Annotated in this window: 16 protein-coding genes; 3 read left to right on the forward strand and 13 right to left on the reverse strand. The window is 41.4% G+C overall.

The genetic code is table 11. The features are described 5' to 3' along the window. The coding region (locus ACYTR8_RS00005) for an IS3 family transposase (protein ID WP_243096516.1) at positions 1-141 on the forward strand (141 nt) is incomplete at its 5' end. Positions 142-212: 71 nt separating this feature from the next. On the opposite strand, the gene ACYTR8_RS00010 is transcribed toward ACYTR8_RS00005, so the two are convergent. The 8 genes from ACYTR8_RS00010 to dhaK all read right to left on the reverse strand — a co-directional run bounded on the left by ACYTR8_RS00010 (position 213) and on the right by dhaK (position 7,002). After that, entirely contained in the window at positions 213-1,208 is a 996-nt protein-coding gene (locus ACYTR8_RS00010; protein ID WP_443597557.1) for a DUF3114 domain-containing protein, read from the reverse strand. A 94-nt stretch (positions 1,209-1,302) separates the two neighbouring features. Beyond that, positions 1,303-2,547, reverse strand: a complete 1,245-nt coding sequence (locus ACYTR8_RS00015; protein WP_479641454.1) for an AMP-binding protein — start codon at positions 2,545-2,547, stop codon at positions 1,303-1,305. Then, the gene (locus ACYTR8_RS00020; RefSeq protein WP_111715693.1) at positions 2,537-3,652 is read right to left on the reverse strand and encodes an acetyl-CoA C-acyltransferase; all 1,116 of its coding nucleotides are present in this window, start codon (positions 3,650-3,652) and stop codon (positions 2,537-2,539) included. Before ACYTR8_RS00020 ends, ACYTR8_RS00015 begins: the two co-directional genes overlap by 11 nt. Further along, positions 3,621-4,190, reverse strand: a complete 570-nt coding sequence (locus ACYTR8_RS00025; RefSeq protein WP_111715690.1) for a hotdog family protein — start codon at positions 4,188-4,190, stop codon at positions 3,621-3,623. The genes ACYTR8_RS00020 and ACYTR8_RS00025 overlap by 32 nt, the downstream gene beginning before the upstream one ends. A 134-nt stretch (positions 4,191-4,324) precedes the next feature. Then, on the reverse strand, positions 4,325-5,038 hold the full coding sequence (locus tag ACYTR8_RS00030) for an MIP/aquaporin family protein (protein ID WP_443597574.1): 714 nt from the start codon (positions 5,036-5,038) through the stop codon (positions 4,325-4,327). Between the two features lie 14 nt (positions 5,039-5,052). Next, positions 5,053-5,427 carry a dihydroxyacetone kinase phosphoryl donor subunit DhaM gene (gene dhaM / locus ACYTR8_RS00035; protein WP_003057223.1) on the reverse strand — a complete coding sequence of 125 codons (375 nt, stop codon included), beginning with the start codon at positions 5,425-5,427 and terminating at the stop codon, positions 5,053-5,055. Beyond that, the gene (dhaL, locus tag ACYTR8_RS00040) at positions 5,427-6,002 is read right to left on the reverse strand and encodes a dihydroxyacetone kinase subunit DhaL (RefSeq protein ID WP_003057236.1); all 576 of its coding nucleotides are present in this window, start codon (positions 6,000-6,002) and stop codon (positions 5,427-5,429) included. Before dhaL ends, dhaM begins: the two co-directional genes overlap by 1 nt. A gap of 10 nt (positions 6,003-6,012) precedes the next feature. Beyond that, complete coding sequence (gene dhaK, locus ACYTR8_RS00045) at positions 6,013-7,002, reverse strand: dihydroxyacetone kinase subunit DhaK (protein WP_479641455.1); 990 nt, start codon at positions 7,000-7,002, stop codon at positions 6,013-6,015. 151 nt (positions 7,003-7,153) lie between these two features. Here dhaK and dhaS point away from each other — a divergent pair, with 151 nt between their 5' ends. Both dhaS and dhaQ read left to right on the forward strand, forming a co-directional pair. Beyond that, positions 7,154-7,690 carry a dihydroxyacetone kinase transcriptional activator DhaS gene (gene dhaS / locus ACYTR8_RS00050; protein WP_111715680.1) on the forward strand — a complete coding sequence of 179 codons (537 nt, stop codon included), beginning with the start codon at positions 7,154-7,156 and terminating at the stop codon, positions 7,688-7,690. A gap of 14 nt (positions 7,691-7,704) precedes the next feature. After that, positions 7,705-8,694: a DhaKLM operon coactivator DhaQ gene (dhaQ, locus tag ACYTR8_RS00055; RefSeq protein WP_479641456.1), complete on the forward strand. Its 990-nt coding sequence runs from the start codon at positions 7,705-7,707 to the stop codon at positions 8,692-8,694. Positions 8,695-8,798: 104 nt separating this feature from the next. Here dhaQ and ACYTR8_RS00060 read toward each other — a convergent pair whose 3' ends face one another. The 5 genes from ACYTR8_RS00060 to ACYTR8_RS00080 form a co-directional block, all read right to left on the reverse strand. Then, on the reverse strand, positions 8,799-9,584 hold the full coding sequence (locus ACYTR8_RS00060; RefSeq protein WP_111715675.1) for an ABC transporter permease: 786 nt from the start codon (positions 9,582-9,584) through the stop codon (positions 8,799-8,801). 1 nt (position 9,585) lies between these two features. Then, the gene (locus ACYTR8_RS00065) at positions 9,586-10,404 is read right to left on the reverse strand and encodes an ABC transporter permease (RefSeq protein WP_443597560.1); all 819 of its coding nucleotides are present in this window, start codon (positions 10,402-10,404) and stop codon (positions 9,586-9,588) included. A 1-nt stretch (position 10,405) separates the two neighbouring features. Next, a complete protein-coding gene (locus tag ACYTR8_RS00070) occupies positions 10,406-11,398 on the reverse strand; it encodes an ABC transporter ATP-binding protein (RefSeq protein ID WP_269760617.1) in 993 nt (330 codons plus the stop codon). Positions 11,399-11,582: 184 nt separating this feature from the next. After that, a complete protein-coding gene (thrS, locus tag ACYTR8_RS00075; RefSeq protein WP_479641457.1) occupies positions 11,583-13,526 on the reverse strand; it encodes a threonine--tRNA ligase in 1,944 nt (647 codons plus the stop codon). Positions 13,527-13,949: 423 nt separating this feature from the next. Next, on the reverse strand, positions 13,950-15,284 hold the full coding sequence (locus ACYTR8_RS00080) for a glycosyltransferase family 4 protein (RefSeq protein WP_111715663.1): 1,335 nt from the start codon (positions 15,282-15,284) through the stop codon (positions 13,950-13,952).

Raw genomic sequence — 15,284 nt, forward strand, 5'->3', positions numbered from 1 at the left:
AATGATGCTCATTTCGCAACTATTGAGCAAGCTCAGCTTGAGATTTTTAAATATATTGAGACTTACTATAACCCTAAACGTCTGCATTCAGCTTTAGGGTATCTCTCACCTGTAGAATTTGAAAAAATAGTTACTAATTAGCTTAACTTTATGTCTATTTTTTCTTGACAAGTCCAGGGGGTCACGTCAAAAACTCTTCTTTTTTATCGCCATTATTTCTTGGAGATTCCATACTTGATAAGTCGTTTAAACTTTTTTGCCTCTTGTTTGACCATAGAAAAGCTACTCTTATGGTCTGAACTATAAAGCCCCTTAGCATTAAAGTAAGAAAAGGCAAAATCATTTCTATTTCGCTTAAACCATTTTCGAAAAACTCGCGACGGGGATTGGAAACCTCTAGCCACCTCACGTCTAAAATTGGGATCATGACGCCTTATGGGATCAACATCCAAATTCCAATGCCTAGGACCATCTGTACCATAGTTAAAGGAAGCACCATTCACAATTCCTTTTTCGGTCACCACCTCTCCATCGATTTCATTCAGGAAAAATCCCTTATTGTCAAGGATGAATTCGGTATGAAACCAAAGCAAAACTTTAATGTTATAAGAAAGCTCTTGATCGGGAAAAATGACTTTTTCTCCCTCAATTTTTAGTTTGTTATGTAGTCTAGCTGAATCCAGCAAAGTATAATCAGGGGAACGCCGCCATAAAGCAGGTCCTTTTTTAGCTCTCAGAAAAATAGCCAAAGCCTGGCCGTCGGTCATTTCTTCTTGTTTGTAATGGTTCCGAATATATTGAGCCTGCTGACTGGAAATCACATAGCGAAATTGATGCAGACGTCTTTCCAAGTCACCCACTTCTCCTAAAGTTCTAGCCGGAAAAGCTTGGTCAACTAAGCTAGCCAACTCTTTCCAAAAAGGATGGTCTGGTGATAAGTCAGGAGAAAAGTGAGCGAGCAAGGCCTTGGTATCCTCTAGCTGACCGCTTAACTCGACAGGCATTTCTACCAAATCAAGTAAAAATGTCAGTAATGCTTTGATTGTTTTCGCCTTTTTTTCAATTGGCCAAATCATCCAGAAACTAAGGGACCCAAGACGACTATCAATGACTGCTTCTTCCGCTAACGCTCGAAAGGATTGGTTCGATAAACCAGCTCTTTGATACTCTTTCAAAGCTTGGTAACGATCTAGAATAGCCTGTGTCATTGCCTTTTCCCCCTTCATTGTTGGACCTTATTATACCATATTCAACATTTCGGGTCAGTTGATAACCTCTAAAAGTAAGCTGCCACTGCCAAACCTATGTCCCTTTAGATGGTAATAAAGCCAGCAGAGCTGCTCGATCAATTTTACCGCTATCGTTGAGCGGAAGATGGTCTACAAGAAGATAATATTTAGGCAATTGCCAAGGGCTAAGGTGAGAGACTAAAAAGTCTTTAATCGCTTCCAACTTCTGATTCTCAGTCAAGACTAAGACCAAAAGGATAGCTTGGTTTAAACCGCTCCCCACTTTGAGCGCGGTGGCTTCCTTTACACCTGGAGCTTGTGCGACCAATTCCACAAGGCTAGGAAGATGGCATTTGACGCCTTGTTGGTTGACCCAGTCATCTCGTCGTCCTTTCAATATTAAACCAGCGGAGCACATGTCTCCAATATCTGATACGCTATAGGGCTGTTTAATACCTTCAATGGCATAAGGGGTTTCCACAAAAATTTGTTTATCCACAAGACTGATGTTGACACCTGGAAAAGGATGACCCACCAAACCTGCTGTTTCTAAAGCGTCTTTGCCATTACACCAAGTGATGAACGACAATTCACTAGCTCCATAGAAAATAATAACTTCGAGCTGAGGAAATGTCTGATAATAACGCTGGAGTAAGTCAGGTGACATCAGTTGCGAAGAAGTTAAGAGGTGGGTAGCTGTCATATTGGCCTTAGTGAGGTAGGGTAATATACGATTGAGATAAGTCGGCAACAGATAAAGATGACTAACTTGCTCTTTTTGCCATAACATAAGCCAGGTCTTAAAAGATGGTTTTTGTGTCCAAACAATACAACCACCTGCCCAAAGCTGTGCCAAGGCCAAATTTAAATTACCAGTAAAACTAAAACTCCCATGCAAAAAAAGACTTGTATCTGCATTCAGGCCAAAAACCTGATTTTGATAGTCAAACATCTCAGTCCACGAAGACAATGACCGCCAAAATAATTTAGCTTGACCTGTGGAACCCGAACTCAAGACTGCAAAGTCAGCCTGGGTCGGTGGCTTTTGATTATCCTGCCTAATCCGCTGTTGGTAGCCATCAGGCATATTGGGATGGGCAATAAGAGGGCGATTATTTTGCCGTAACCCTTGTAAAAAGGCAATCAACTGCTTGAGGTAATGTTGCTCGTGAATAACCTGTGGGTACTTTTCTGGCGGCACCTTCTGATCAGTGATAATAACTTGCCATAATTCATAATAGGTCAAGGTTTGTTGATCCGTCACAACAGCTCTCTTATCAGGACATTCCTTCGCCCACTGATTCAGTCTAGTTAGCATTGCACCACTCCTGATTGCATTCTACCAAGAAGGCAACTCCCTGCCCTCCCGCTGCTGGAATAGCTGCCAAACCATACCGCCCTTGCTTAATTTCTAAAGCCTTCATTAAATGTAAGAGAATAATAGCTGCCGAAGCTCCAAAAGGATGCCCGTAGGCCAGAGCTCCTCCAAATATATTATAGCGGTCCAATAAATCTGGGTAATGGGTTTCAAATAAACCATCAATAACGGCAAAGGCTTCGTTCCATTCAATAGCTGTCATATCTGCCATCCCTAGACCATGTTTTGCCAAAAGGACTTGACTAGCTGTAACCACCATTAAGGGGCTACGCTGTGGGTCTCCTGCTACTTCTACCACATCGATCAGTTTAAAAGCTGAAGGCTGACTACTTAGCTGTAAAAAGGCAGCAGCATCATGGGTGAGGCAGGCATTGGCTGCACTAATCACGTGACCCTCTCCTAAGATAGGAGGCACTTTTGACAACACCTTACTTGACAAGCGCGGTCGAATGCCTTGATCACTGGCTCCTGGCAGGTCTAATATAAGGTCAACTAACAGGGCTTGCTCCTGGCAACGACTAGCCTTTTGATGACTCTTCAATGTCCAGTGATTCAAATACTCCTTAGTAAAGCCATACTCAGCTGCTACTCGTTCTGCCCCCTCAATCATCGCAAATGGACTGTTGCTATCTGGAGAAAACTGTGCAACTTTGTAGGCTCCCTGTCGCCAATCAGCTGAAGCGTATACCGATTCAGGTTGTAAGGAGCTGCTTTCAATCCCTCCCACTAAAAGGTTACTTGCCATACCTGCCTTGATTTTAGCATAACCCATGGAAAGAGCTGCTCCAGCCGAAGCACATTGCATATCAACCGTCAAAGCAGGGACAGATTCTCCTAAATGAGAATACAGGGTCAGCAAGCGCCCAATATTACCACCAGTTCCGACGGCATTGCCACAAATCACTTGGTCAATAGGAGCTGGATACTTATTTTGTAAAGCATTGATGAGCTTTGCTCCAAGGATTTCTGGTTGTTCTTTAGCAAATTGTTTCCCTACTAAACCGATAGGGGTTCTAAGGCCTGCAGCAATATAAATATCCGTCATGGTCATAATCTCCTTTAGCTACTAATTTACCAGCTTGAAACAGGCCAATGGCTCTACCTTTCACCATCAATTGGATAGGGCTATCTAAAACCGCTGGCGCATAAAAGCGCAAATGTAATCGACGATAATCGATAGCTAACCTATCACTCACCTGCTCGAGTAAGAATGCTCCGGGTAAAACATAAGGCGCTTTTCGGTGAATAGGATTTTGATCCCCGGTATCCTCTAGAAATTGAGCAAGAGCAGCTTGACTGATATTTATTGTCTGATCATCATTTGCTAAAAACTTATTAGCCTTTTCTTCTAATTGATTACTATTGGTGGGTTCTGATAACCACTGAACTGGTTGCTTCTTCAAGAATCGGACCTCAAGCGTCAGCCCTGATTCACTCAACCTTATTTTCCGGAAACGTTGGGTATCCGTGAGCACTTGATTTTCATATAATTGCGCAGCTTTTTCTAAGGTCATGTCAACCACCAGGCTGTTCTTTGGTAAATCTTGGTTGCACTTAATCATGGTACTTAGTAGTCTTCTCATTGTCACCCTCATTTTTCAATCACGTTAACTTTATTATACTGAAAGCTCCGGTCCAAGAAAAGGGAAAACCTGTAAAAGAACACTTCTTAGCCACCAAAAAAAGTTGAGTCCTAGACTCAACTTTTTTTGGTTCATTACATCATATTTAAAATCACTTGATAAATCAAGGCACCTGCGACCCCACCAAGGATTGGACCTAAAACTGGAATCCAAGCGTATGACCAGTCAGAATCTCCTTTATTTGGGATTGGAAGTAAGGAATGCATGATACGTGGCCCAAGGTCACGCGCTGGGTTGATGGCATAACCTGTTGTTGCTCCAAGTGAAAAACCAACTGCCATAACCACAAAACCAACAATAATCGGACCAAAACCAGCAGCTACTTTATTAGGACCAATGGCCATTACCGTAATCACTAAAACAGCTGTTCCTAAAGCTTCGCCAAAAAGGTTTGACCAAGTGTGGCGGATTGCTGGCCCAGTTGAAAAACAAGCTAAAATCGTACCAGCATCTTTGGTTTCCTTCCAATGTGGGTAGTAATGCAAGTAGAGAACTAAGGCTCCAAGCATTGCTCCAAGAAATTGAGCCACAAGATAAGTCACTACCTGAGACCATGGTAATGAGCCAATGGCTGCCATAGCGAGTGTCACGGCTGGGTTTAAGTGGGCACCACTCATGAAACCACTAATATAAACCGCAACGGTTACAGCAATTCCCCAGCCCAAAACAATAGCAATCCAGCCACTATTTTGAGCTTTGGTTTTATTCAAGATACAAGCAGAAACCACACCGTCTCCTAATAAAACCAAAATAAACGTTCCTAACAGTTCACCGATAAAATTCATGATAATCTCCTTGCTATTTATTTATTGATAGCTAACTCTTCTAACTGACTTAAAATAGCATCCTTGTCCGCGCCAGCCTGAATAAGAGCTGCTGCTGTGTAAGCCCCTTCGACAATGGGGACCACATTCAAGGTAATGGTCTTGTCAGAAAAATCTGAAACCATTTCGATATTCATGCGGGCAGATCCAAGATCAAAGAAAGCCAATAAGTCATCCTTAGGATTGGCGTCAACGATAGCCTGCACTTGGTCAAAACTGGTGCCAATACCACCATCTTCTGTACCACCGACATAGGTGATGGCAACATCTGTCGCCACCTCTGAAATCAGGTCGACAACTCCCTGAGCAATATTTTTAGAATGCGATACAATAATAATTCCTAAATCTGACATTAAACCACCTCTGCTTCCAACATGGCTTCAAATAAGAGTCCTGATGAGAAGGAACCTGGATCAATATGACCCACTGAGCGTTCTCCTACATAAGAAGCGCGTCCTTTAGTTGCCTGGATGTCTTTGGTAGCTAAAACAGCCTCTTCAACCACATCCTTGGTTAACCCGTCATTTTTCAAGGCTTCAATCACAGGAATCCAAACATCCACCATGGTTTTCTCACCTTTTTCTGCCTTACCACGTTTTTGAATCATGTCCAATCCAGCCTGCAAAGCATCTGCCAAACTGCTATCCTCACTAGCTTTTGAAAGCCCCATAAAGGCAGAACCATACAATGGACCTGAAGCTCCACCAACTTTGCCTAGCAACTGCATAGCAACGACCTTAAAGACATCCGCTGCGCTCGCAAATTCTTTACCGTCAAGATTTTCCATCACAGCAGACATCCCGCGCGCCATATTGCCACCGTGGTCACCATCTCCGATAGGCGTATCCAATTGACTTAAATAATCCTTATTCACTTGAATTTTATCATTAAATAAGGTCATCCATTTGATTGCATCTTGTGCTTGCATGATTTCCTCCTTACCAAGCTGGTGTGATAACATCTGATTGAAGAGCTTCTGTCCATTCATCCTTGTCAAGTTTGATCAAGGTCAAAGACAAACCAGCCATATCAATAGACGTCATGTAGTCACCAATTTTCTTGAAGCTGACTGTGACATCTTTTTCTGCCAAGAGTTTTGCTACATCATTCGCAAAAACGTATTGTTCCATTAATGGTGTAGCTCCCAAACCATTGACCAAGACGCCATAATGTTGTCCTGCGCTCATGTCAAAGCTATCTGCCAATTTAGTTACCAACTCTTGAGCTAATACTGATGATGATTGTAATTTTTCTTTTTTGTAGCCTGGTTCACCGTGAATACCAACACCGTATTCAAACTCATTATCTTCAAGCACAAAACCAGGTTTGCCAACTTCAGGAACAGTTGCTCCAGAAAGAGCCAGACCAATAGTTTTAATATTTGGGACCAATTCATCAGCAAGAGCTTTAATATCCGCTAATGATTTGCCCTCACGCGCAGCATGCCCCAAAATCTTGTGAACAAGAATGGTTCCCGCAACCCCACGACGTCCTTGAGTGTAGAGGCTATTCTCAACCGCAATATCATCATCAACGACAACACTGGCAACATCAATGCCTTCCATTTCTGCTAATTCTTGGGCCATTTCAAAGTTCATAATGTCACCTGAATAATTTTTGATGACCATAAAGACACCAGCACCTTCATCAGCTGCTTTGATAGCTTCTAAAATTTGATCTGGAGTTGGGGAAGTAAAGACTGCACCACAGATTGCTGCTGACAACATGCCTTCACCAACAAAACCAGCATGAGATGGCTCATGTCCAGAACCACCACCTGAAATAATGGCTACTTTTCCCGTCTTCTCTGCTTTACGAACAATCACATCATAACCATCTAGGCGTTCCACCAAGTCATCATGCATATAAGCTAAACCTTGCAACATATCGTCCACAATCTGAGTGGCATCATTCATAATTTTTTTCATGGATCTTCCTCCGATTTTTTGTTTACGCTTTCATTATAAAATAGCCCCTCCCAAAACGTAAGGGACAAATCCTCAGATTTGTCCCTTTTCTTCCTAAAATGCCTTTGATAAGGTATAATGGCAGAAGATATTTCATATTAAAGGATTACTTATGGCAACTTCTCTCATCACCAAGAAAAAAATTGCCAAGGCTTTCAAAAAGCAACTAGCAGTGAAAAGCTTTGATAAAATTTCTGTCGTTGATATTATGGATCAGGCCCAAATCAGGCGGCAAACCTTCTACAATCATTTTCTAGATAAGTATGAACTGTTAGACTGGATTTTTGAGACTGAACTTCAGGAACAGGTCACACACAATCTCAATTACATCAGTGGCTTTCAACTGTTAGAAGAGTTACTCTTTTATTTTGAACGCAATAAGACGTTTTATGCCCAACTATTTGATATCAAAGGGCAAAATGATTTTTACAGCTACTTTGTGGACTACTGTCAGATCTTAATGGCTAAAATCATTTCTGAATACCAAAGTCAAGAAATGAGCCAATCTGATGATGCTGATTACCTTGCTTTTTTAACCCATTATCACGCTAGGGCATTAGCAGATATGATTAAAGGTTATGTTAGTCAGAGTGAACCTAAACCTTGTCTTACCTATCTCAAGCAGCTTATCTTAACCAGCATTCATTAAACGAGGAAAACGTTATGGTAACCATATTAAATCAAACACAAACGCTTATTTCCCAATATATAGCAAGTGTATTAGCAGCCCATCCCCACCTAGCCCAATTACAGGATTTGCCTATTATTTATAATAGGCATCTCGATGATCAACTCATCCCAATTTTATCCGGAGGAGGATCCGGACACGAACCTGCTCATTCCGGCTTCGTTGGTGATGGTATGCTGTCAGCTGCTATCTATGGCGATATTTTTACTCCCCCAACTGCCACAGATATCTTAGAAGCCCTGCGATTTCTAGATAAAGGTAAGGGGGTCTTTGTGATTATCAAAAACTTTGAAGCCGACATTCGTGAATTTAGCCAAGCCATTCATCTAGCACGACAAGAAGGTCGTAACATCAAATATATTATTTCCCACGACGATATCTCGGTTGAACCTAAAAAGCAATTCCAAATGCGCCACCGAGGTCTCGCTGGAACCATATTGCTTCACAAAATCTTAGGAGCAGCTGCACAAAGTGGGGCAAGTTTGGATGACCTTGAACACCTAGCTTTTGACCTTGCCACAGAGATTGCTACCATCGGATTTGCAACCAAATCTGCTAGCCTACCCAATGCGGGACTACCTCTTTTTGACTTGCCTAATCATCAGATTTCATATGGAATTGGTATTCATGGCGAAGAAGGCTATCGCACGGTCCCATTTATGTCATCAGAGCATCTTGCTGTGGAAATTGTTAATAAGCTTCAAATTAAATTTCATTGGCAAGAAGACGAACATTTTATTCTTCTAGTCAATAATTTAGGAACAGCAACCGACTTGGAACAAGGCATTTTTCTGAATGATATCCATCAACTTTTAGATCTTGAAGGGCTTCATCTTCCTTTTATCAAAAATGGAAAATTCATGACTAGCCTTGACATGACTGGTATCTCTGTTACCCTTTGCCGTCTTAAAGATAGACAGTGGCTGGACTACTTACAAGCTCCAACCAATGCCTACGCTTGGTAAACCATCACAAAAAAGGCAGCCGTTTTTACAACAGCTGCCTTTCTTCATTATCTAGGTTTTCCATATTCTACCATAAACGATTTTCGATTTGTTTAAGAGTCTCTCTAGGAACCAGCACTTTCATAAGCATCTAGTCCCCAATTCCAAAGCTTAAGCGATAAGGCCAAAACCAGCAAGGATATCACTACCAAGCCTCCAATATTAAAAGCCAGATGCTGACCTGTCAAAAAGTAAGAGGCTGGGTAATAGGCCGTAAAAGCAAATGGGATCACAAAACTAATAATCCACCTCAACAGTGAATGATAAATGGACATGGGGTATTTGGAAAAGTCATTGAACATGTAAAAAATATAAATGACTGCTCCTGATTGCTTGGTCCAAAAAGAAATACTAGCGGTCGCAATTTTTAAAGAAGTGTAAATCAAGGTAGCAAATGGAATCACTAGTATGAAAAGAAGGACTTTAGGAATGGTCCATGTCAAGGTTCCCATCGTTGTGACTAATAAGATAATCCCAACCAATAATTCTCCCAAGGCATCCACTTGAAAGGTCTCTACTAAAACATGAAACAAAGGACTAATTGGGCGCGTTAGGTATTTATCAAATTCCCCCTTACGTACAAGACGTTGTCCCAAAGCCCAAAGATTATCAAAAAAGAGATGATCAATCCCTTTGGGAATCAAAGAAAAGCCATAAATAAACGCAATTTGCTGAAAGGTCCAGCCGTCTAAAGAGGGAATGTGCTGAAAAAGCACCTTCAAAAAGAGTAAATTCAAGCCTTGTGTGAGAAAAACACCCAACACCCCAACCACAAAGTCAACCTTGTATTCCATGATTTGTTTGAGGTATTGTTTGATAAAAATAGCGTGCATACGTCTCAATTTTGCCATCTTATCCTCCTTGAATCGTTAAATGATCCTGAACCTGTTTCCAAATAACGTGGGACAAGAGCATCATGACCATCAACCAAAAGAATTGCAAGCCTATGGCTACCCCTATCTGCTCAAACCGATATTTCCCAATCACAATCATGACAGGGGTGTAAACGAGAGAGGAGAACGGGAGAAATCCAAGGACGGTAGCAACCACTTTAGGAAAAAAGGCCAATGGAATCAGACTGCCTGACATAAAAGCAACCAAGGCATTCTTTAATAAGTTAGAACCCCAAAGGTTTTTGAAAACAAAGGCAGAAAAGCCAAAACAGATATTGAAATAAAAATTAATCAAGAAGGCCAATAAAAGACTAAGCAGGTAGAGAAAAACAGTAGCTAGAAGTTGCCAAAATGACATTCCCGCCATTAATTTGATTCCGAAAATTACCAGCAAAAACGGAAAGCCAACACTGATGAGAACAATCCACCGAAAGCCTATCTCCATAAAAAGGTAAGAAGCCGCAAAGTGAACTGGCCGAAGCAACCGCATGATAATAGACCCATCTTTCACTTCCTCACCAATCATAAAGGAGCTATCCGATTTCGTTAACAAAGCCGTCACAAAACTCATGATAATATAAAAGGTCATATCTGACAGAGTAAAACCATTAATCAAGGACTGTTTGGAAGAATCAAATACAGCCTTCCAAAGATAAAAAGCCACAAAAGCTCCCATAACATCCCCTAGTCGATAGAGAAAGAAATTGACCCGATAAGTCATTAATTCTTGAATTCCTGCACTGATAAAGGGCTTATAGCGTTTCCAGAATGATTGCATGTTACAGCTCCTTTCGGTAAAAACGACGGATGATATCTTCAATATCAGCATCTGTCATTTTCAAGTCTCTCACTACAAAATCAGCCATGGTTCGTTGAATAACCTCTGCTGTTTGATAACGGGAACTGTCATATTGAATTTCCAAAGTTAATTCGTGTCGTTCCACAGTTATATCAGGCAACCCAAGAAACTGAGAAACAACTTCTTCCTGTCCCGCTTCCAATTCAAAAGATAAGCTTTTCATCTTCCCAAATGTTTGTTTGAGTTGGGTCACCGTGCCATCAAAGATTTCTTGGCCCTTATCAATCATGATAATCCGATCACACAGCTGTTCAATATCACTCAAATCATGAGTTGTCAACAGAATGGTTGTCTCTTCTTCTTGATTAATCTGAGTGATGGCACGTCGAATATTGTCTTTGACAGAAACATCCAAGCCAATCGTTGGTTCGTCTAAAAAAAGCACTTTCGGATTATGCAATAAAGAGGCTGCAATGTCAGCTCGCATGCGTTGTCCTAGTGACAACGTTCGAACAGGATCCTTAATAAACTCATTAAGTTCTAAGACCTCATTTAAAAAATCCATACGCTTGCGAAAGTCTTTTTCAGGCACATCGTAAATTTCTTTTAACACAGCATAGGTTTCCTGCAAGGCCAGATCCCACCACAGTTGGGTCCGTTGCCCAAAAACAACGCCAATATCTTTGACATAATCTTGACGATTGTCTTGCGGAATCTTCCCGTTAATGCGACAATAACCAGATGTTGGCTTTAAAATTCCTGTTAACATCTTAATTGTTGTTGATTTTCCTGCACCATTGGCGCCAATAAATCCTAAAATTTGCCCCTTAGGCACTTCAAAAGACAAGTCTTTAACAGCCTCAAATACCTCTTTTTGCGGGTTCAAAAACGATTTCATCGCCCCTTTTAACCCAGGCTCTTTAATGGTTTTAGTAAACTGTTTGTGAAGATGAGATACTTCTATCATTGCCATCTGCTAACCCTCATTTCTTTTATCAGTTAGTAAGTAACTCATTATAACACTATGAGAAAGCAAGCGCAACCGCTTGCCCGAGGTTTTAAAAAAGAAAAGAAGCCCTTTGAAGTGACCCCCAAAAGTTAGATTTGTTGTCTAACTTTTGGAATGCAGTTCACTTTGGACTTCCTTTCATCATTGATTAAGCTTGTGCATCTGGGCGTGATTTGCGAGCAATATCTGTCAAGATATTTTCCACAAAGTCCTCCACAGATTCGGTGTGAGTCGCCTTGCTACCATAGCGGCGCACGTTAACTGATTTCTCTTCCATTTCTTTATCCCCAACAATCAATTGGTAAGGGATTTTGCTGGTTTGTGACGCACGAATCTTGTATTGCATTTTTTCATTGCGGTCATCCACATCTGCACGAACACCACAGTCACGAAGTGTTTTGGCTACTTCCCAAGCATAGTCAATGTGTGCTTCATTTGAAATTGGAATCACCGTCACTTGGTGAGGTGCCAACCAAGTTGGGAAAGCACCCTTGTAAGTCTCGATTAAAATCGCAGTGAAGCGTTCCATTGTTGAAATAACCCCACGGTGAATCATGACTGGACGATGTTCCTCGCCATCAGCACCAATGTATTTGAGGTCAAAGCGTTCTGGTAATAAGAAATCCAACTGAATAGTTGATAGGGTTTCTTCGTTACCAAGAGCTGTTTTCACTTGAATATCTAATTTTGGCCCATAGAAAGCTGCTTCACCTTCTGCTTCAAAGTAGTCTACACCCATGTCATCCATGGCACCTTTTAGCATGGCTTGCGCATTTTCCCACATTTCGTCATTGTCATAATATTTATGAGTATCTTCTGGGTCACGGTAGGACAAACGGAAACGGTAATCGGTCAAGTTAAAATCTTCGTAAACGTCAATAATCAATTGAAGGGTACGTTTAAATTCATCACGAATTTGTTCTGGTGTCACGAAGATATGGCCATCATTCAAGGTCATCTCACGTACCCGTTGCAAGCCAGATAGGGCACCTGATTTTTCATAACGGTGCATCATCCCTAGTTCGGCAATACGGATAGGCAATTCACGGTAAGAATGCACATGGTTTTTATACACTTGAATGTGGTGTGGGCAGTTCATTGGACGAAGGACAAATTCTTCCCCATCTCCCATGTCCATCACAGGGAACATGTCTTCTTGGTAGTGCTCCCAGTGACCTGATGTCTTGTACAATTCCACAGAAGCAAGAGGTGGTGTGTAAACGTGTTGGTAGCCTGAAGCTAATTCCTTGTCTGTGATATAGCGTTCAAGAGTACGACGAATAGTTGCTCCATCTGGTAACCAGAATGGCAAACCTTGACCAACTTCTTGGCTAATCATGAACAAGTCAAGTTCTTTACCAAGTTTACGGTGATCACGCTCTTTGGCTTCTTCAAGACGGGTTAAGTAAGCTTTAAGGTCTTTTTTATCAAACCACGCTGTTCCATAGACACGTTGCATCATGTTGTTGTCACTGTTACCACGCCAGTAAGCACCCGCCACGTTGAGCAAGTGGAAGACTTGGATGCGACCTGTTGATGGCACGTGAGGGCCGCGGCAAAGGTCTACAAATTCACCTTGACGGTAAACAGTCAAACCAGCACCAGCATGCTCATTAATCAACTCTACCTTGTAAGGATCGTCTTTGAACAATTCCAAAGCTTCTTCTTTAGTCACTTCTTCACGAATACATGGGTAGTTTTCTTTCACGATTTTTTGCATTTCAGCTTCAATACGTGGCAAATCTTCGTTCGAAATTTGGCCGTCAGCGTTATCTGTATCGTAGTAAAAACCTTCTGCAATGGCAGGGCCAACACCCAAATGAAGATTTGGGAACAAACGTTTTGCAGCTTGGGCAAATAAGTGGGCTGCAGAGTGACGAAGCACATCATAAGCATCCTCATGATCAGGTGTCACAATTTCAATACTACCATCTTCTTCAATGGCACGAGTGGTGTCAATTAGTTGGCCATTGAATTTACCAGCCAAAGCTTTTTTAGCTAACGTTTTACTGATGGACTCAGCAATCTCAAACGTTGTTACGCCAGATTCAAATTCACGAACGGCGCCATCTGGAAAAGTAATCTTAATCATTTGCTTTCTCCTTTAAGTCAGTTAAGATTTCCACTTAAACATGGATAGTAAAACAAGTCAGAAACAAGAGGTTGAAAGGTCATCCTAGGTACATTAACACTCGGCTTTAGAGCTTTGAGATAAGCATTCTTCCCTCTCTTTCAATAAAGGTCTGGTGAGACGTCAAAAACAAAAAAGCTGACTGCATCCCAAAGGACGCAATCAGCGTGGTTCCACCTTGATTTATGCAGGACAAAAAAGCATGCCGTGCACCTCTATTGGCGATAAGGGAGCCACCCTTTTATGTTTACATAAAAACCAGGAAGGAGTATTAGATTATCCACCTTTGTGCTCTTTCCACCAACCAGCACTCGCTTAAAAGATTTTGTGCAATCTAACTTGTCTTCAAGATTATTATAGCAAGTTTTCAAAAATTTACAAGCCTTAATCCAGAAAATCTTTGATCGCATTGACCAACTTGATAGGAGCCTTGACCACTTTGACAGAAGTCAGAGCTGTCGCCTTAACAGCTCGCTTAGGCAAATGAATAGCCCCTTGCACCAGTTTAAGAGAACTATTCTTACCAGAATGGTTGAGATAAAGGCTTAATTTTTGTGGTTCCTTATTATTTCTTGCAATCAGAGTGTCTAAATAAAAGGTGTAAATAGATTTTCCAAAATGCTCAGCTGAAATCTCGTAACGTTTTTCTTCTAGTAATTGCTGATCCATAACCGGTGTCTCTACGATGGCATCAATGATGGCATCACTTAGGTCTTCTTCAGCATGGTAAAGCGTCCCAAACATCTTGTCTGTAATCACATCATCCAAATACGGGTTACTCTGCGCGATAATAGGCTTACCACTGGCCAGACTTTCAATATAGGTCAAGCCCTGCGTTTCACTAGTTGATGCTGAGACGAAAAAATCACAAGCTTTATAGTACAAAGCCACCCTGTCATGAGGAACCATGCCTGTAAAGATCACATGCTGCTCGACATTTAATTGCATCGCCAAGTCTTTTAAGGTTTCTAAGTAAGGACCATCTCCCACAACAATCAGTTTAATTTTTGAATGTTTGGCTAAGACCGTTGGCATCTGATTAATAATAGCCTGAATATTTTTTTCATAAGAAATCCGTGACAAGCTTAGCAACATGGTCTCATCAGCAGCAATGCCCAATTCCTCTTTTAAACTGGCAACATCTTCTGCTTTAATATCATCACGAATGTATTTTTCTAAAGGAATGCCTGTTGGGATCACACGCTTAGGGATAGTGACTTCGTAACCTTCCAGTAGGTTGAGGACAATTCGACTTGGACAAATCACACCGTCCAAGTCTTTCAAATAGCCTCTGAGAAGAGGCTTAACCATGCTTGGGCGAATAATTTTACCGTTAGCAATATAGCTAACATAGTCTTCATACTGGGTATGGTAAGTATGAACAACAGGAATTCGTAAGGCTTTGCCCACCATCTTTCCTAATAACCCAAGGCTAAATTCTGTCTGGGTATGGATAAGATCAAGGTCATACTGCTTAGCAATTTTATAAGAAGAAATCAAGCCACGATAAACCACGCGCCTATCCGTAAAAGACACAAAAGGAACGCTTGGCAGCCTAATAATCGTTGGATCTTCAAAGCGTTTGACATCTCTATCAGTGGTGGTGAAAATATAGACCTCGTGGCCTTCTTTTTCAAGTTCTTCTTTTAAGGTACGAATGCTCGTGGCAACTCCAGAAACTTGTGGAAAATAGGTATCTGTAAATAAACCTACACGCAT

The sequence above is a fragment of the Streptococcus sp. F2 genome (assembly GCF_056500955.1).

What these genes read in the sequence shown, in the direction of transcription:
- ACYTR8_RS00010 (WP_443597557.1), bottom strand. Translation starts at nt 1,208, where the DNA reads ATGACACAGGCTATTCTAGATCGTTACCAAGCTTTGAAAGAGTATCAA.
- ACYTR8_RS00015 (WP_479641454.1), bottom strand. Translation starts at nt 2,547, where the DNA reads ATGCTAACTAGACTGAATCAGTGGGCGAAGGAATGTCCTGATAAGAGA.
- ACYTR8_RS00020 (WP_111715693.1), bottom strand. Translation starts at nt 3,652, where the DNA reads ATGACGGATATTTATATTGCTGCAGGCCTTAGAACCCCTATCGGTTTA.
- ACYTR8_RS00025 (WP_111715690.1), bottom strand. Translation starts at nt 4,190, where the DNA reads ATGAGAAGACTACTAAGTACCATGATTAAGTGCAACCAAGATTTACCA.
- dhaM (WP_003057223.1), bottom strand. Translation starts at nt 5,427, where the DNA reads ATGTCAGATTTAGGAATTATTATTGTATCGCATTCTAAAAATATTGCT.
- dhaL (WP_003057236.1), bottom strand. Translation starts at nt 6,002, where the DNA reads ATGCAAGCACAAGATGCAATCAAATGGATGACCTTATTTAATGATAAA.
- dhaK (WP_479641455.1), bottom strand. Translation starts at nt 7,002, where the DNA reads ATGAAAAAAATTATGAATGATGCCACTCAGATTGTGGACGATATGTTG.
- dhaS (WP_111715680.1), top strand. Translation starts at nt 7,154, where the DNA reads ATGGCAACTTCTCTCATCACCAAGAAAAAAATTGCCAAGGCTTTCAAA.
- dhaQ (WP_479641456.1), top strand. Translation starts at nt 7,705, where the DNA reads ATGGTAACCATATTAAATCAAACACAAACGCTTATTTCCCAATATATA.
- ACYTR8_RS00060 (WP_111715675.1), bottom strand. Translation starts at nt 9,584, where the DNA reads ATGGCAAAATTGAGACGTATGCACGCTATTTTTATCAAACAATACCTC.
- ACYTR8_RS00065 (WP_443597560.1), bottom strand. Translation starts at nt 10,404, where the DNA reads ATGCAATCATTCTGGAAACGCTATAAGCCCTTTATCAGTGCAGGAATT.
- ACYTR8_RS00070 (WP_269760617.1), bottom strand. Translation starts at nt 11,398, where the DNA reads ATGGCAATGATAGAAGTATCTCATCTTCACAAACAGTTTACTAAAACC.
- thrS (WP_479641457.1), bottom strand. Translation starts at nt 13,526, where the DNA reads ATGATTAAGATTACTTTTCCAGATGGCGCCGTTCGTGAATTTGAATCT.
- ACYTR8_RS00080 (WP_111715663.1), bottom strand. Translation starts at nt 15,284, where the DNA reads ATGCGTGTAGGTTTATTTACAGATACCTATTTTCCACAAGTTTCTGGA.